14 protein-coding genes and 1 tRNA gene are annotated in these 16,936 nt (G+C 66.1%); 5 read left to right on the forward strand and 10 right to left on the reverse strand.

Features of this window, described 5'->3' with window-relative positions; genetic code table 11:
- From G3N99_RS05895 to G3N99_RS05920, 6 genes are all read right to left on the reverse strand, one after another.
- Positions 1–1,365 carry an MATE family efflux transporter gene (locus tag G3N99_RS05895; RefSeq protein ID WP_206121886.1) on the reverse strand — a complete coding sequence of 455 codons (1,365 nt, stop codon included), beginning with the start codon at positions 1,363–1,365 and terminating at the stop codon, positions 1–3.
- 10 nt (positions 1,366–1,375) lie between these two features.
- Entirely contained in the window at positions 1,376–1,699 is a 324-nt protein-coding gene (locus G3N99_RS05900; RefSeq protein ID WP_069247660.1) for a DUF2288 domain-containing protein, read from the reverse strand.
- Between the two features lie 76 nt (positions 1,700–1,775).
- Entirely contained in the window at positions 1,776–3,395 is a 1,620-nt protein-coding gene (locus G3N99_RS05905) for an acyl-CoA synthetase (RefSeq protein ID WP_206121887.1), read from the reverse strand.
- 152 nt (positions 3,396–3,547) lie between these two features.
- Positions 3,548–3,694 (reverse strand): hypothetical protein, encoded by a 147-nt coding sequence (locus tag G3N99_RS05910; RefSeq protein ID WP_174935323.1) that lies wholly within the window; start codon positions 3,692–3,694, stop codon positions 3,548–3,550.
- A 68-nt stretch (positions 3,695–3,762) separates the two neighbouring features.
- Positions 3,763–4,464, reverse strand: a complete 702-nt coding sequence (locus tag G3N99_RS05915; RefSeq protein ID WP_174934807.1) for a peptidoglycan DD-metalloendopeptidase family protein — start codon at positions 4,462–4,464, stop codon at positions 3,763–3,765.
- A gap of 153 nt (positions 4,465–4,617) precedes the next feature.
- Positions 4,618–5,529 (reverse strand): aldose epimerase, encoded by a 912-nt coding sequence (locus G3N99_RS05920; protein ID WP_206121888.1) that lies wholly within the window; start codon positions 5,527–5,529, stop codon positions 4,618–4,620.
- A gap of 477 nt (positions 5,530–6,006) precedes the next feature.
- Between G3N99_RS05920 and G3N99_RS05925 the strand changes: the two genes are divergently transcribed.
- Both G3N99_RS05925 and G3N99_RS05930 read left to right on the forward strand, forming a co-directional pair.
- On the forward strand, positions 6,007–6,837 hold the full coding sequence (locus G3N99_RS05925) for an undecaprenyl-diphosphate phosphatase (protein ID WP_011351628.1): 831 nt from the start codon (positions 6,007–6,009) through the stop codon (positions 6,835–6,837).
- 167 nt (positions 6,838–7,004) lie between these two features.
- A tRNA-Arg gene (locus G3N99_RS05930) sits at positions 7,005–7,081 on the forward strand.
- Positions 7,082–7,132: 51 nt separating this feature from the next.
- On the opposite strand, the gene glmS is transcribed toward G3N99_RS05930, so the two are convergent.
- On the reverse strand, positions 7,133–8,950 hold the full coding sequence (gene glmS, locus G3N99_RS05935) for a glutamine--fructose-6-phosphate transaminase (isomerizing) (RefSeq protein WP_206121889.1): 1,818 nt from the start codon (positions 8,948–8,950) through the stop codon (positions 7,133–7,135).
- A 48-nt stretch (positions 8,951–8,998) separates the two neighbouring features.
- Positions 8,999–10,087 carry a hypothetical protein gene (locus tag G3N99_RS05940; protein WP_206121890.1) on the reverse strand — a complete coding sequence of 363 codons (1,089 nt, stop codon included), beginning with the start codon at positions 10,085–10,087 and terminating at the stop codon, positions 8,999–9,001.
- Between the two features lie 1,330 nt (positions 10,088–11,417).
- Between G3N99_RS05940 and wecB the strand changes: the two genes are divergently transcribed.
- Positions 11,418–12,635 (forward strand): UDP-N-acetylglucosamine 2-epimerase (non-hydrolyzing), encoded by a 1,218-nt coding sequence (gene wecB / locus G3N99_RS05945; protein ID WP_174934789.1) that lies wholly within the window; start codon positions 11,418–11,420, stop codon positions 12,633–12,635.
- A gap of 109 nt (positions 12,636–12,744) precedes the next feature.
- Here the strand turns inward: wecB and G3N99_RS05950 are convergent, their stop codons facing one another.
- Together G3N99_RS05950 and G3N99_RS05955 are read right to left on the reverse strand one after the other, a co-directional pair.
- Positions 12,745–13,266, reverse strand: a complete 522-nt coding sequence (locus G3N99_RS05950) for an ureidoglycolate lyase (RefSeq protein ID WP_206121891.1) — start codon at positions 13,264–13,266, stop codon at positions 12,745–12,747.
- A 23-nt stretch (positions 13,267–13,289) separates the two neighbouring features.
- Positions 13,290–14,393, reverse strand: coding sequence for a LysR family transcriptional regulator (locus G3N99_RS05955; protein ID WP_346778472.1), 1,104 nt, complete (start codon positions 14,391–14,393; stop codon positions 13,290–13,292).
- A gap of 211 nt (positions 14,394–14,604) precedes the next feature.
- Between G3N99_RS05955 and G3N99_RS05960 the strand changes: the two genes are divergently transcribed.
- The gene (locus tag G3N99_RS05960) at positions 14,605–15,690 is read left to right on the forward strand and encodes a branched-chain amino acid ABC transporter substrate-binding protein (RefSeq protein ID WP_241011495.1); all 1,086 of its coding nucleotides are present in this window, start codon (positions 14,605–14,607) and stop codon (positions 15,688–15,690) included.
- Between the two features lie 639 nt (positions 15,691–16,329).
- Positions 16,330–16,791 carry a (2Fe-2S)-binding protein gene (locus tag G3N99_RS05965; RefSeq protein ID WP_206121892.1) on the forward strand — a complete coding sequence of 154 codons (462 nt, stop codon included), beginning with the start codon at positions 16,330–16,332 and terminating at the stop codon, positions 16,789–16,791.
- Positions 16,792–16,936 lie beyond the last annotated feature (145 nt).

Below are 16,936 nucleotides of genomic sequence, written 5' to 3' on the forward strand. Positions count from 1 at the left end.
TCAGGCGCGGGCCGCGGGCGCGTCGGTGCCGATGTGCCGCAACAGCGCCGGCAGGTAGCGTGCCAGCGTCGCACCGCGTGCGGCCATGAACAGCAGCAGCGCGAACCAGAGGCCGTGATTGCCGAACGTGCCGACGGCGGCGAGCGTGGCCACGACGAAGATCGAGAACGACGCGACCATCGCACGCATCAGCGATTGCGTCTGCGTGGCGCCGATGAACACGCCGTCGAGCAGGAAGCCCCAGACCGACACGATCGGCGAGATCGCGGCCCACGGCAGGTAGCGCAGCGCCACTTCGCGGATCTCGGCCTGGTCGGTCAGGCGCGCGACGATCCAGCCGCCGGCGGCCCAGTACACGAGCGCGAACAGCAGCGCGCCGAGCGCCGACCAGAACAGCGTGACGCGCACGGCCTGCCGGAACGCGCTGCGGTCGCGCGCACCGGCGGCCGCGCCGACGAGCGCCTCGGCCGCATGCGCGAAGCCGTCGAGGCCGTACGCCATGAACGTCTGGAAATTCAGCAGCAGCGCGTTTGCCGCGAGCGTCGCATCGCCCTGTTTCGCACCAAGGTGCGCGAACCAGCCGAATGCGCCGAGCAGGCACAGCGTGCGCAGGAAGATGTCGCGATTGAGCACGATCAGCCGCTTGAGCGCGACGCGATCGGCGAGCGCACGTACCGCGATCGGCGCAAGGCCGCGCGGCCGCAGTCGCCACAGCATCCATGCGCCGAGCGCGAAACCGCATGCGTCTGCGGTGGCCGTCGCGGCGCCGATGCCGGCAATGCCCCAGCCGAAGCCATACACGTAGAGCAGCACGGCGCCGATGTTCACCGCATTGATGAACACTTGCGCGACGAGCGCGAGCCGCACGCGCTGCATGCCGAGCAGGTAGCCGAGCACGACGTAGTTCGCGAGCGCGAACGGTGCGCTCCAGATGCGCGCATGACTGTAGGCAAGCGCCGTCGTGCGGACGGCATCGCTGCCGCCGAGCGCGGACAGCGCAACGGACAGCAGCGGCACCTGCAGCGCCAGCACCGCGGCGCCAAGTGCGAACGCGACGATCAACGCGCGCAGCAGGTTCAGGCGGATCCCGGCGGCGTCGCCGGCGCCATGCGCCTGCGCGACGAGGCCGGTCGTCCCCATCCGCAGGAAACCGAACCCCCAGAACACGAAATTGAAGAACAGCCCGCCGAGCGCGACGCCGCCGAGGTACTGCGTACCGTCGAGGTGGCCGGCGACGGCCGTGTCGACGGCACCGAGGATCGGCTGGGTCAGGTTCGCGAGGACGATCGGGAACGCGAGCGCGAGGACACGCCGATGCGTGACGGGGGCCGAGCCGGCCCCGTGCGGTAACGCGGATTCGGACATGGCGGACGCGTCAGGCGCGTTCCTGCACGCAGACCCACGGCGATACGACGACCGCCCACAGCTCCGGGTTGCGCGCTGCGTAATCGGCGGCGGTTTCGGCCGGCATGCGTGCGACGAGGCCTGCCGACAGCCAGCGCGTGACCTGCTCGGCATCGTCGTCGGCAACGGCTTCCGCGACGCTGACGAGATCGAGGTCGCGTGCAACGGACAGCAGCTTGCCCTGCGCGAAGAAGCGTTCGAGATCGCACCAGTCGATCTTGGCGGTTTCGCCGAGGAGTTTGGCGTAGAGCGGGCTGTGCGACGCGCCCGCGTCGGAGTGGTGATCAGAGGACATCGTTTTCTTGGAAAGACTGCGTAGTGGCGCCACTATAAACCATCCGGACCGGCGGGCGGCGCGGGTGGCGGCCGGCCTACGCGTCGCGCAGCGCGCGGCGCACGATCTTGCCGGTCGCGGTCATCGGCAGGCTGTCGACGAACGCGATCGCGCGCGGATACTCGTGCGCGGCGAGGCGTGTGCGCACGTGTGCCTGCAGCGCCTGCACGAGCGCTTCGTCGCCGGTGTGGCCGGGATTCAGCACCACGAACGCCTTGACGATCTCGGTGCGCGTTGCATCGGGCACGCCGACGACGGCTGCCATCCGCACCGCCGGATGCGTGAGCAGGCAGTCCTCGATCGGGCCCGGGCCGATCCGGTAGCCGGCGCTCGTGATCACGTCATCGTCGCGGCCGACGAAGCGCACGAAGCCGTCGGCGTCGATCGTGCCCGTGTCGCCGGTGAGCAGGTAGTCGCCGGCGAACTTGTCGCGCGTCGCGTCGGCGTTGCGCCAGTATTCGAGGAACATCACCGGATCGGGGCGGCGCACCGCGATGCGCCCTTCGACGCCGGGCGGTAGCGGCATGCCGTCCGCGTCGACGATCGCGACCGCATGGCCGGGCACCGCCTTGCCGATTGCGCCAGGCTGCGCATCGAACAGCGCCGCGCACGACGACAGCACCATGTTGCACTCGGTTTGCCCGTAGAACTCGTTGATCGTCACACCGAGCGCGTCGCGACCCCAGGCCGTCAGCTCGGTGCCGAGCGATTCCCCGCCGCTCGCGACGGATTTCAGCGACAGCGCGTAGCGTTCGCGCGGTGCCGCGACGGTGCGCATCAGCTTCAGCGCGGTGGGCGGCAGGAACGCATGGGTGACGCCGTGCCGTGCCATCAGCGCGAATGCCGCATCGCCGTCGAATTTCTCGAAGCGGCGCGCAAGCACGGGCACGCCGTGATGCCATGACGGCAACAGCACGTCGAGGAGGCCGCCGATCCATGCCCAGTCGGCGGGCGTCCAGAACAGGCGCGCGTCGCGCGGGAAGCACTGCTGCGACATCTCGACGCCCGGCAGGTGGCCCAGCAGCACGCGATGCGCGTGCAGCGCGCCTTTTGGTTTGCCCGTCGTGCCGGACGTATAGATGATGACCGCCGGATCGTCGGCGGCCGTATCGGCCGGCACGAAATCGGGCGTTTCGGCGGCGAGCGCTGCGTCGTAGTGCAGCACGCCCGGCTGATCGGGCGCATCGTCGCCGATGCAGTAGACGGTATGCAATGCCGGCAGCTGGGCGCGCAGCGGCGCGATTTTCGCGTAGCCGGCCGCGTCGGTGACGAGTGCGGCCGCCTCGCTGTTCGCGAGCCGGTATTCGAGCGCATCGACGCCGAACAACGTGAAGAGCGGCACCGCGATCGCGCCGAGCTTGTACGCGGCGAGGTGCGCGATGGCCGTTTCGGGACCCTGCGCGAGAAAGATGCCGATACGGTCGCCGCGCTTCAGGCCTGCGCGCACAAAACTGTTCGCGAGCCGGTTAGAGGCATTCTTCAAGTCGTCGAACGTGATGCGAAAGACGTCGCCTTGCGCCGTTTCGTGGATCAGCGCGAGGCGTCCGCTGCCGTCGGCCCATTTGTCGCAGACGTCCACGCCAATGTTGTAGCGCGCCGGAACGCCCCACGCGAAGCGGGAGAGCAGGTCGTCGTAGCGGTCGGCGGCGGGCAGCATCGAGGTGTCTCCTGGGGCGAACGGGGTGTCGCGCGAGCGGATTACATCAGGATTTCACGCAGACGAATCCACAATGGCGTCTGAGGGTAGGGAATCTTCGTACTCGTCCAATGGCCTCGGCTCAGTGCACGATTCCACAATGACGCATAAGATCACGAAAAAATCAGTGTGTGACCATGGATTTGCTTCTGATAGCTGCGGGGTTCAGCCTGATCGGAATCGGCGTACTGGTAGCGTTTGCCCGTCACGTCGATCCGTTGTCCGGCCGGTTCACCGGACGTCTGCGCAAGCGCTGACATCACCTTTCCCGAGTTTCGCCGCGACGGCACGCGATGCGCGCCGGCATCGCGTATCGTCCATCGGGCGCTCAACGTGCCGGCAGGTAGCGTGACGGGTCGATCGATCGGCCGCCGTAGCGCAGCTCGAAATGCAGCGCGACGCGATCGCTGTCGCTGTTGCCCATCTCGGCGATCGACTGCCCCTGCGTGACCGACTGGCCTTCCTTCACCAGCAGCGCGCGGTTGTGCGCGTAGGCGGTCAGGTAGTCGGCGTTGTGCTTGAGGATGATCAGGTTGCCGTAGCCGCGCAGCCCGTTACCCGCGTAGACCACCACACCCGGCGCAGCCGCGACCACCGGCGTGCCCGGCGAGTTCGCGATGTCGATGCCCTTCGATTTCGAGCCGTCGAACGTGCGGACCACGTTGCCGGCTGCCGGCCAGATCAGCGCGATGCTCGTGGCCGGCTTGACGGCCGATTCGACCGGTGCGGAAGGCGCGGGGCGGGCCCGGCCGGCACTGCCGGTGCCGGTGGTCGACGGCGTCGATGCGGTGGTCGTGCCGGGCGGCGGCGCGACGCGCAGCACCTGGCCGACTTCGATCGCATCGGGGTTCGTCATCTGGTTCCAGCGCACGACGTTCGACACCGACGTGCGGTTGTCGCGCGCGATCTTGTAGAGCGTATCGCCGCGCTCGACGCGATAGAACCCGGGGCCGACAGGCGCGGAGCCGCACGCGACGAGCAGGGCGGCGCAGGCGGCTGCGAAGAGTCGCTTCGTTGTTGTTCCGAACATTGAACCTCGCAAAACCCTGCCGCTCGTGACGCGGCAGGCAACACAAAACGTCCGATTTTAACGGGTTCGACCCGCGCACCGCAGTTTGGGTCGTTGCCGGGGCTGCGGCGCGCCGGTTCGGCGCGCGGATTGACGGTGTCTTGGCCTACGTAATCAGCCGGCGAGCGGGAGGACGCGAATCCGCAGGGTGGCGGTTTCCGTCGCGCCCGGCGCGAGCATGCGCAGCCCGAGGCCGTTGTGGATCGCATCCGGCAGGCCGAGCCACGGCTCGACGCAATAGAAGTCCGAATCCGGCTTTTCGGTCCAGGTCGTCACCGCGTACCACGGGATCGAGCCCGGCACGTCGAGCGCGATCTCGATCGTGCGGCGGCGGCCCGGCATCACGATGCGCACCGGCGTGGCCGGCACGCCGTCGAGGCAGTGGAAGCGGTCGAGGATGTCCGGGTTGTCGAGGCGATAACGGGCTTCGCCCGGTTCGGGCGTACTGATCGAACCGTCCGCCTGCTGCGCGCAACGATGCGTCGGCGGCAGTTCGAGCGTGGTTTCGGCGCGCTCGCCGTGCGGCAGCGCGAAATAGAAATGGTGGCCGGCGTAGTAGGGCAGCGGCGTGTCGCTGCGATTGGTCGTCGTCAGCGCGACTTCGAGCGTGTGCGAGTCGGCCAGCCGGTAGGTCGTTTCGAACCGGAAATCGAACGGGTAGCTCGCGCGCAGCGCGTCGGTCGCGTCGAGCGTCATCGACAGCGCGGCGCCATCGGCCGACGGTTGCGCGGCGAACGGCAGGTCGCGCGCGAAGCCGTGCATCGGCAGGTCGCGCACCACGCCGGCGGCATCGCGCCAGCGGCCGAGTTCGCCGTCGACGCGGTGACGGCCGAGGAACGGGAACAGCAGCGGGTTGCCGCCGCGCACGCGCGCGAGGTTGCTCCAGTCGGCTGTTTCCGGCCAGAAGATCACCGGTTCGCCGTCGACATCCCATGACAGCAGGCGGCCGCCGAATTGCGGAGCGACCCGGACGAGCGACGGGCCGGCGTGAAGTTCGTGAATCTCGTGTTGCTGGAAGGTCGGCATGGCGAATCGGGTTGGGCGGTTGGACGGGAACGGCGCGCTCCATTATCGGGCCGTGGCGGCTCGGGGAAAACCCTTCTCGGGAAATCGCGAGTTTTTAAGACTGTCAACGGTCGGGATAATGCCTTTAAACCGGTGAGGTTGCCGGGTCATGACACTTCGTGGAGGGGGCCATGGATCTGGCAATGGCAATGGGTATCGCACTGTTCGGCATGTTCACAGGCAGCACGGTATTATTTTTCTATCAGCTCGGCCGCTGACGGCAATTCCTGCCGAAGTCGAAAGGCCCGCCATGCAAATGGCGGGCTTTTTGCTTTCTGACTGCTTACAAATTGCAAGCGTTTGTGTGCATTGCCGCAATATCCAGCCAAATGCCTTGGCGCAGTAATCCTGGCTCGGCATAATCGGGGCGCGTTTTTTCGGACGCGCATCGCGTCGTCCGCTTTTCTTCCCGCTCAATCTTCATAAAAGGACCGACGCGTGAGTCTCTGGTTTCTGGTATTCCTGAGCGTCCTGCAGGGCGTCACCGAACTCTTCCCCGTCAGCAGCCTTGGCCATACGCTGCTCGTGCCGGCGCTGTTCGGCATGCACATCGACAAGCACGCACCGCAACTGCTGCCGTTCCTCGTCGCGCTGCACCTCGGCACCGCGCTGGCGCTGCTGTGGTATTTCCGCGCACGCTGGGTCGCGCTGATCGGCGGCTTCTTCGCGCAGCTCGGCGGCCGCAAGAACGATGACGGGCACCTGATGTGGGCGCTCATCATCGGGACGATCCCGACCGGCATCGTCGGGCTGCTCCTCGAGAAGCGCATCGAACGCGTGTTCCACGACCTGCGGATCGTCGCGATCGCGCTGATCGTGAACGGCGTGCTGCTGTGGCTTGGCGATCGCATCCAGCGTAGCCGCGCACATCAGGCGCCCGAGAAAATGACGTTCAAGCAGGCGTTCTTCGTGGGTCTCGCGCAGATCGGCGCGCTGATTCCGGGTTTCTCGCGCAGCGGTCTGACGATGATCGCCGGCAATGCAGCAGGGCTGACGGCGGAGAAGGCCGCGGAATTCTCGTTCCTGCTCGGTACGCCGATCATCTTCGCGGCGGGTGTGCTCGAGTTGCCGAAGCTGTTCCATGCGCGCGACCAGCTCGCCGATGCGCTGCTCGGCGGTGTGCTGACGGCGATCGCCGCGTACCTGAGCGTGCGGTTCCTGATGCGCTACTTCGAAGGGCGTGGCCGGCTGGCTTCGTTCGGCGTGTATTGCGTGATCGCCGGCGTGTTCTGCCTCGGCTGGTTCATGCTGCATCCGCAGCCGGTTTGACGCTGGGTTGGCCGGCTCGCGTGATGTGGCGCGATGATCGGGTATAATTTCGGGCTCGGCTTCATGCCGGGCCCGTTTTGTTTCGGGGTTTCGAGTTGGGTGGCTTTGTCGTTGCTCGATGCCTTGTGTCAAATGCGGTCCGCGCCAGCCGTGTCTTTTCTCCCCGACCGCCCTTAGCTCAGTTGGATAGAGCAACGGCCTTCTAAGCCGTAGGTCACACGTTCGAATCGTGTAGGGCGGGCCAGCTACATCCCTCAAAGACCTTCACCAGTCCGCCCCGGGTCACCCAACCCCGTCACTCAACCGTCACCGATTTCGCCAGATTCCTCGGCTTGTCGATATCCGCGCCGCGCAAACATGCCGCGTGATACGCGAGCAACTGCAACGGCACCACATGCAGGATCGGCGACAACAGCCCGTAGTAATCCGGCATCCGCAGCACCGACACGCCTTCGCTGTTGTCGATCCGCGTATCGGCGTCGGCGAACACGTAAAGCTGCCCGCCGCGCGCGCGCACTTCCTGCATGTTCGACTTCAGCTTCTCGAGCAGCGCATCGTTGGGCGCGATCGTCGCGACGGGCATCGTGTGCGTCACGAGCGCGAGCGGCCCATGCTTCAGCTCACCCGCGGGATACGCCTCCGCGTGGATATACGAAATCTCCTTCAGCTTCAGCGCACCTTCCAGCGCGATCGGGTAGTGCAGCCCGCGCCCGAGAAACAGCGCATTCTCGTGCTGCGAGAACTCCGCCGCCCAGCGCTCGATCTGCGGCTCGAGCCCGAGCACGTCTTCGAGCGCGCCGGGCAGCCGCCGCAACTGCATCGTATAGCGCGCAAGCTGCGCATCGTCGACATAGCCGCGCAGCCGCCCGAGCGTGACGGCGAGAATGAACAGCGCGACGAGCTGCGTCGTGAACGCCTTGGTCGACGCGACGCCGATTTCCGGGCCGGCGCGGGTCAGGAAGCGCAGGCCGGTCTGCCGCATCATCGCGCTGGTCGGCACGTTGCAGATCGCCAAGGTGTCGATATGGCCGAGCGCCTGCGCGTACTTGAGCGCGGCGAGCGTGTCGGCGGTCTCGCCGGATTGCGACACGCTCACCACCAGCGTATTCGGCATCGCGAGCGCGTCGCTGTAACGGTATTCGCTCGCGATCTCGACCTGCGCGGGCACGCGCGCGATCGTTTCGAGCCAGCGCCGCGCGGTCAGGCCGGAGTAGTGACTCGTACCGCACGCGAGAATCAGCACGTTGTCGATCTGCTCGAACGCCCGCGCGGCGTCGGGGCCGAATACGGCCGGATCGAACAGCCCCGCATCCGGGATGGTCGCGGCCACGGCCTCCGGTTGCTCGAAGATCTCCTTCTGCATGAAATGCCGGTACGGCCCGAGTTCGACCGCGGCCTGCGCGGAGGAAATGGTTTGTATCGCGCGCTCGACCGGTGCGCCGCCGCGATCGAGTACGCGCACGCCGCCCGGCGTCAACTCGACGATGTCGCCTTCCTCGAGAAAGATGAAGCGATCGGTGATGCCCGCGAGCGCGAGTGCGTCGGAGGCGAGAAAGCATTCGCCGTCCTTCACGCCGACGACGAGCGGTGAGCCGACCTTCGCACCAATCAGCCGTTGTGGCTCGTGCTTGCTGAACACGGCGATCGCATAGGCGCCGTGAAGCTGTGAAGTCGCTGCGCGCACGGCGGCGAGCAGGTCGCCGCGGTACTTGCTGTGGATCAGGTGCGCGACGACCTCGGTGTCGGTCTGGCCATCGAATTCGTAGTGCGCATCGGAAAGTTGCTTGCGCAACGTTTCGTGGTTTTCAATGATGCCGTTGTGAACGAGCGCGATTTCATCGCGCGAGAAGATCGGATGCGCGTTGCAGGTTGCCGGCGCGCCGTGCGTCGCCCAGCGCGTGTGCGCGATGCCGGTGCTGCCGGTCAGGCCGGCGGTGCGCACGTGCGCGTCGAGATCGGCGACGCGCGACACGCTGCGTTCGCGACGCGCCTGGCCGTCGACGACCGTCGCCACGCCGCATGAATCGTAGCCGCGATACTCGAGGCGACGCAAACCTTCAATCAGAATCGGGACGATGTCCCGTTGCGCGACCGCGCCGACGATGCCACACATGACACGTCACCTCCCTGTTAGTCATCATGGACCGCGCGCACCATTGCGTCAGCGCGATGCGGTCGCCGTTGCCGCCGCCGTCGTGAATCCGCATCGAGCGGGTATGACGGGGTCGGCCATCCGGCTTTCGAATGCCAGATAAAGCGACTCCTCCAGTACGTTCCAGTGCGCGCCGTGCCGGTATGGACCCGACCGGGCCTTCCAGCAGGCAACCGTGCCCCAATCGTTCATCTTGAGCGCGACCAGCGCGATCAGGCTCCACGGATAGTCGGTGTCGGCGAGTTGCGGCCAGCTCTTGCCGTACTTCCGCATCCACTGCGCGTAGATCGTCTCGCCGGATTGTTCGGGAACCTGAATACCGGACAGGAGCGGGAGGATCTGCGCGATCTTCGCGGGATAAAAGCTCGTATCGCTGACCTGCTGCGTGCTGGCGCGAAAGCCGGATTCGGTGCCGCGCCAGAACACCTTCAGGATCGCGGATGCCAGCCGGTCGGCACGCTGGCTCCACGGCCCCGCATGCGTGTAGTCGGCGCGCCGGACGTAGTACGCCGCGAGGGCCTGGAATGCGCTGTGTACTTCGACGTTGTCCATCAGCAATGCGACATGCAGCGATGACGAGATCTGATAGACGCCGGAGGGCTTGTCGAGCAGCGTGTCCAGATGCACGCCGGCGCGGTTCAGGCTGAGCTCCCATGCGGCGGGCAAGCCGTCGGGCGGCGCGAAGCGGGCAAGCAATTCGATCCAGGTCGCCATCATCGCGTCGTCGGTTTCCGCGTCGGCACATGCGCGGTAGCGGCCGTTCTTCACGCAGTAGCGATCGAAGCTGCCATCCGTGCGCTGGCGCGGCAGCAGCCATGCGATCCACGCGAGTGCGGCCTGACGGGCGTCGAGTTGCGCGTCGGACGCGGCAAGCAGTGCCTTCGCCGCGAAATACGGGTCGATGCCGACGCCGTTCAGGCGCACGGTGATCGCACCGTCGGCGCGTTGGTACAGCCCGTTGAGGCGGAGTTCGGCGGCGCTCGCGTGCAGCGCGAAACCGCACGCGGCGATACAGCAGGCGACGTGCCACCGGCGACACAGCGCGACGGTGGCCGCTACGCGCGAGCGTACGGTCGGGCAAAGCGCGGGCCGATTCATGGTCTTGGGCTCCTGCGCGGCGGTCCTGTGCAATCGTCGCCGGGCGCGGCGTTGGCCGCGTCGCGCCTGGCGAGCGTGTCGACGTTGTGGCTCGTTTCACCGTGGCGAGGGTGAACCCGAGGCTGGTACCGATATTTGCGTTCACGGGCCGGTTCTTTACTCTGGAGCCGGAACCAGGCGCGTAGATCGCGCGTACTTCAACAGGGCACGTCGGCACGTTCGGCACGCAGGAGCGCTTGTCTTTCGCTCCGGGTGCACGCGTCGCGTTTCCTTCCTGTCTTGTTGCTGCGTGGGCGTCCCCGTTCGTCCGCTGCCGGGCGAGTGCTTCGGGGCACACCTGACTGTCATTAAGCAAGGCGTGAGCCATCGGCCGCGATGCCGCGCGCAGCAAGGGGCGGGGGTGGAGGGTGGGCGCGTGGCGCGAGCGACGGTGGCGAATTTTGATTCATCGAAGAATCAGCGTGCGCGCAGGCCGAATGCCCGCGCGCGATCGGCGTCGCAGCCCGTACGCGTCGTGCGTCGAGCGAATTGTCTGCCGAACCTGCGCCGCCTTGACGGCACGACGTTGCACGGAGATGCGCATCGCGTCGTTCGTTGCGTGTGCATCGGCCGGATTGCCGGAGTGTTCGACGAGAGCACGTGCGCTGCATGGGCCGGACTCCGATGCAAGCACCCCGTTCCGGACCCGCGTTACACATTCGCAACATTTCGCGCCCCGTTGATTCGTGCGACGTGAATGACGTTGCGTGTCGGGTTGATCCCTCGTGCGCAACCGTGGCCACGCGTTCGATCGTGCGGCCGACTGCACAGACAAAAGTGGCGGATCAAGGAAGCGCAACGCGCTTCGACAGATGCGAGCGATTCGATGCGCATTGGATGCTCGACATGCGTTCGAGATTCGTCGGACGACGTCGTCGGAGGGGCCGTGCAACTGCCCCGATGTTTGCCTGTATCGCGCCTGATTGGCGCTGAGACACGCGTAGCAGTTGTGAAACATTCCGTCGCGCACCGCATGTGCGTGGTGCGTGCAGTGTGAACCGGGCACGGTCGCAGGGCGGCTGGTTTGAATATTGCTGTAGAGGAAAAGACGTGACGAACAGACGTGACGCCTGGCCAAGCGAGGAACGACTCATGACGTGACAGATCAAGTGCAACGGGACGCCGGTAGTACGACGATTCGCGCGGCGTAGACCGCGTGAACCGGGCGGCGCGCTCGCTCCGCGACACCCCATCGTGTCGACCGCGTGCGAGTACGGGAGGTGCCGCCTGAATACATGCTTCGCGCCACGAGCAGGGTCATTCAGCGCGAAATGGCTCAACGAGGATAACGATGAAAAAGATTTTGCTTGTGTTCGGGACTCGGCCCGAGGCCATCAAGATGGCACCGCTGGTGCGTGCCTTGAAGGCGCAAGCGGGTGTCGACGCCAGGGTATGCGTGACCGCGCAGCATCGCGAAATGCTCGATCAGGTGCTGACGCTATTCGACATCAAGCCCGACTACGACCTCAACGTGATGCGCCAAAGCCAGACGTTGACCGACGTGACGACGGGCATTCTGCAGGCAATCGGCATCGTCTTCGACGAATTGCGTCCGGACGTCGTGCTGGTACACGGCGATACGACGACCACGCTCGCGGTCAGTCTTGCTGCGTTCTACCGCTATTTGCCGGTCGGGCATGTCGAGGCCGGCTTGCGCAGCGGCGACATCTGGTCGCCGTGGCCGGAGGAGTTGAACCGCCGCGTGACCGACGCGGTGTCGTCGTGGCATTTCGCGCCGACCGGGCAGGCACGCGACAACCTGCTCAGCGAGGGCGTGCCGGGCGGGGCGGTCGTGCTGACGGGCAACACCGTGATCGATGCGCTGCACGAGGTCAAGCGCATGCTGGACTGTACCGGCGCGCTGACGGAAAAGGTCGCCGAACAGTTTCCGTTTCTCGAACCGTCGCGGCGCGTGGTGCTGATCACCGGGCATCGACGAGAAAGTTTCGGCGAGCCGTTCCAGAATTTCTGCGACGCACTGTGCACGCTCGCGAATCGCTATCCCGACGCGCAGTTCGTCTATCCGCTGCACATGAATCCGAACGTTCGGGAGCCGGCGCGCGCACGGCTCGGCCACCTGTCGAACATCTACCTGATCGAGCCGCAGGAGTATCTGTCGTTCGTATTCCTGATGTCGCGTGCGCATTTCATCATCACCGATTCGGGCGGCATTCAGGAGGAGGGACCGGCGCTGGGCAAGCCGGTACTGGTCACGCGCGAGACGACGGAGCGGCCGGAGGCGATCCAGGCGGGCACCGCGCGGCTCGTCGGCACCGATCAGGAGCGGATCGTGTGGGAGGCGTCACGGCTGTTCGACAGCGAGAGCGCGTACGGGGAAATGGCGCGCGCGAGCAATCCGTATGGCGACGGTCATGCGAGCGAGCGGATCGTTCACGCGCTGATGCGTAATCCGGGGGTGCCGTCGAAGGCGACGAGCTTCTCGATGGGGGCGTCGGAGATGCCGTTCAACCCGCTCACGCTGGGGTTGCAGGCGTTGAGGTCGCGGTGAGTGCCCGATTGCGTGAAACACCTGCGCTCGGCTTCGGCACCGCGTGAAGCCGACGGTGTTTCACGCATGATTCATCGGGCACGGCGGTGCGGGACGGACGAAGCCGGACTCAATCGATCCGGTGCGTTTCGATCGCGCCTATCCGGCTTTCGCGTGCCGGCGCGCCGGTGCGCAGATGAATGACGAGATCGCGAGTCGTCGATGCGCGGGTCAACATCAGGCAGGTGACTTCGGGCTGCTCCACGCGCGTTGCATGCCACGTGAGCGGGTGCATCACGAGCCCTTGTCCCGGGTCGATGCGGAACGCGCGCATGGTCGACTGGTCAGGCGTATTGTCGGGCGTCGAACAGGCGACGACATGAACGATCGAACCGGTCAACGGGACGATCGCCTGCTCGGTCAGATCGTGTGCTTCGAGCGTGCTGACGCTCATGTCGCGATTGCGATAGCGGACCCACAGAATTTCGGCCGTGTCCGGCGTGCCCGGATCGAAAAGATGTTCGCGCCAGAAATCGGACGGTGGACTGAGGAACGCGGACGCGTCGTCTTCGGTTCTCGGCGGCTTGCCGAGCATCGTGCCGTAGGGCGAGCAGGCGTCCGCTGTTAGCGGCTGAATCGAAATGATCGGCATGGCGCAGAGGGGTGTCGTCGGGATCAGGTGTTTGACGGGGGCGCGTTGACGGTTTCCGGAAGCAGCGCGAATTGCGGACCGTTCACGAGCGCGAAGTCGAGCATGACGGCGAGTGCGAGTTGCGCGATCGACTCGGGCAGCAGGCTGTCCGGATTGCGCCGGTAGGCGGCGATCAGCGGCAAGGCTGGCACGCGATGGGTGACTTTCAGCATTTGCAGTCGGGCGTCGGCCAGCTCCTTCATCACGAAGGCACTCGGCAGCACGGCGATACCGAAGCCGTCGATCACCATGTGGATGATGGCGGCGACCGACGACATGCAGTTGATCTGGGCCGTCGGTTCGCCGACCGATTCGAACAGGTCGACGAGGAAGGTGTGCGGCAGCGAGTGGCGCGCGAACCCGATGATCGGGAAGGCGGCGAGCTCTGCTTCCGACAGCGCCTCGTCCGAGATGTTGAGGGACGGGCTGGCGATCCAGCACATCGGCAGGCTGCCGAGCGCAATGCTCGACGTCTCCGTGCCGGTCGTCACGGTGGTCTGCAGCGCCACGTCGATGTGGCCGCTGGCCAGCTGGGCAACGAGATGCGATGAGGTGTCGCCGGTCAGTTCGATGGTGAGATTCGGATACGCGTCGCGTACGCGCTTCAGGAGTTCCGGCAGCCACGTGTGAATGATCGATTCCACGGCGCCGAGCCTCAGCAGCCCGGAAATCTTCGAGCGGTCGCCGACGCTGTCGAGCATCAGCTGGTTCAGCTTGAGTATCTGTTCCGCAAAAGGGAGCGCTTTCGTGCCGACCTGGGTCAGCGTGACTTCACGCGGCCCGCGGTCGAACAGCCGCACGCCCATTTCCTGTTCGAGTGCGGAAATGCGGCTCGATATCGCCGCCTGGGTCGCGTGCATGCGTTCGGCAGTCAGGCGGAAGTTGCGCAAACGGGCCAGCCAGACGAAGGTCTCGAGAAAACGCACGTTCATGTCGCGTGACCCAATTTTTGCAAGATTGAGCGGCAGTTTAGCGCGGCGCGCCAGCCGTCGCGGCAGAAAAGCCTCGTGGTTTACGCGGGAAAATCCGGACGAGCATGGGCGCTTTCGTTGCCGCGCGCGGTTCGATGGCCGGGCCGCGCGCGGCACGCGGGGCGATAAGTTTTATTTGTCGGCGGCGAACGGAATTTGTCGTTGGACGCGGAATTTCGGCGATTGAACACTGGTTCGCATGCAGTCGCACGGTCGTGAATCGACGAGGCTGCACCGTTCGTTCATTTCGATCACGGAGCCGCCAGTGAAGCCCATCTCTCCCCGCATGCCGCTCGTCGGCGCAACCGTCGTGCTGGTCGCGGCAAGCATGCAGGCCCGTGCGGACAGTCCGTCCGTCGTGCTCATCGGGCATGCCGCGCCGCTCACCGGGCAACTGGCGAACATGGGCAAGGACAGCGAGAATGCCGCGCGTCTTGCCATCGAGGAAATCAACAGCCGGCAGCCGGTCGTCGGCGGCAAACCCGTGCGTTTCCAGCTCGATTCGCAGGACGACGCGGCGGATCCGCGTACCGGCACGCAGGTGGCGCAGAAGCTGGTGGACGACGGCGTCGTCGCGGTTGTCGGCGACATCAATTCGGGCGTGTCGATTCCGGCCTCCCGGATCTACAACGACGCGCACGTCACACAGATATCGCAGGGATCGACGAACCCGGTGTTCACGCAGCAGGGCTATCGAACCACCTATCGCCTGGTCGCGACGGACGCGATGCAGGGGCCGGCGCTGGCGCGATACGCGATCACGACACTCGGCGCAAAGCGCGTCGCCGTCATCGACGATTCGACCGCGTACGGCCAGGGGCTCGCGAACGAGTTCGAGAAGGCCGCGAAGGCGTCGGGTGCCCAGGTCGTCACGCGAGAGGCCACGAACGACAAGGCGATCGACTTTCGCGCCATCCTCACCAAGATCAAGGGCCTGCAGCCCGACGTGATCATGTACGGAGGATCGGACGCGACCGCCGGCCCGCTGGTGAAGCAGGCGGCGAATCTGGGGATTCGGGCGCGCGTGCTGGGCGGAGACGGGGCGTGCACCGACAAGATGATCGGGCTGGCAGGCGACGCGATCGACAACCTGGTCTGCTCGGAGGCCGGTCTTGCCCTGTCGAAGATGCCGAAGGGGCAGGATTTCAACAATCGGTACGTGGCCCGCTACAACGCGCAGATCGATGCGTACGCGCCGTTTGCCTACGATGCGGTGTACGTCATCTACGATGCGATCAAGCGTGCCGGGACGACCGATCGGGCGAAAGTGCTCGCGGCGATGCCCGCCACGCAGTATGACGGCGTGACCGGGCGGATTGCGTTCGATTCGCACGGCGACCTGAAGAATGCCGCGATCACGATCTATCGCTTCAAGGACCGCAAGAAGGCGGTAGCGGACGTGGTGCGGATGTAACGAAGCGCCGCCGCGAACCCGCCGCGCGTTGATTCGCGGGACTTCCCGTTCAGGCGTGGCGCTCGATCCCCTTGGGTACGCGCCACGTCGCTCGTGGGTGACGCGGCGGCATCGCGCCCTCATCGCTCGCCGGGACCGGCGTGTCAGTCGGTCCCGGCCGCATGACGCACGTCATGCGTCATCGATTCCCTTCCTCCTTTCCCCCGGTTCGCCACGCCAGTGCCCATACGCGCCGTCGGCGCAAAACCGCCGCACATCAGTTAGAGTTGGAGCCCGGGCCATTCCACATACGATTCTGGCTCCGCTGAGCCATGTCGAAGCCGCCGGGGCCGAACCTGGCACGCAGGTGCCGCGATCCGGGGCGCCGTTTCTGGCAGTCCCGACATGCTCGTGTTGCCTGAGTGACGGTTGGCGTGGGGCAGAATCCGGGCTGGTGCGGGTCCGCCATCAATCCGGATCGCATGCCCGATAGCCATCCTCAGCCAGCCGCACCGATAACCACGCATCGACCGCTGGTCCTGCCGGCGGAGCAGTCCACGAGACGGCACCGGGCCGGCGCAGCCGAGCGCGCCCGCTGCCGATCGAATCCCCACCCGGCACCCGTGGTGCGATGCGGGCGCCTCGACCAGGAGGTGAACGATGATCACGCTGACCATCAACGGTAGCGAGCAGCACTTCGACGGCAATCCCGACATGCCGTTGCTCTGGTATCTGCGCGATGTCCTCGGCCACACCGGCACCAAGTTCGGCTGCGGCATGGCACTGTGCGGCGCGTGCACCGTGCACCTCGACGGCGTTGCGATCCGGTCGTGCATCACCCCGGTCGCGGCCGCTTCCGGCAAGCGCGTGACGACGATCGAGGGCCTGTCGACTGACGTCGATCATCCGCTGCAGCAGGCCTGGCAGGAACTGAACGTCGCACAGTGCGGCTACTGCCAGTCCGGGCAGATCATGCAGGCCGCGTCATTGCTGAAGACGAATCCTCATCCGACCGACGCCGACATCGACGATGCGATGTCCGGCAACATCTGTCGCTGCGGCACCTATACGCGTATTCGCGCGGCAATCCGCCTGGCCGTGCGCCGCGGAGGTGCCGCATGAGCGCGCCCGAACTCTCCGTCCATAACGAAAGCCGCCGCGCGCTGCTGCTCGGCTTCGCGTCCGGCGGGCTGCTGCTCGCGTTCGGCGTGCCGTCGCTCGTGCGCGCAGCCGTGCCGGTGCAGCCGCCCGTCAGCGCGAATCCGCA

The organism is Burkholderia sp. Ac-20392 (genome assembly GCF_017104585.1).
Lineage (GTDB): Bacteria > Pseudomonadota > Gammaproteobacteria > Burkholderiales > Burkholderiaceae > Burkholderia > Burkholderia lata.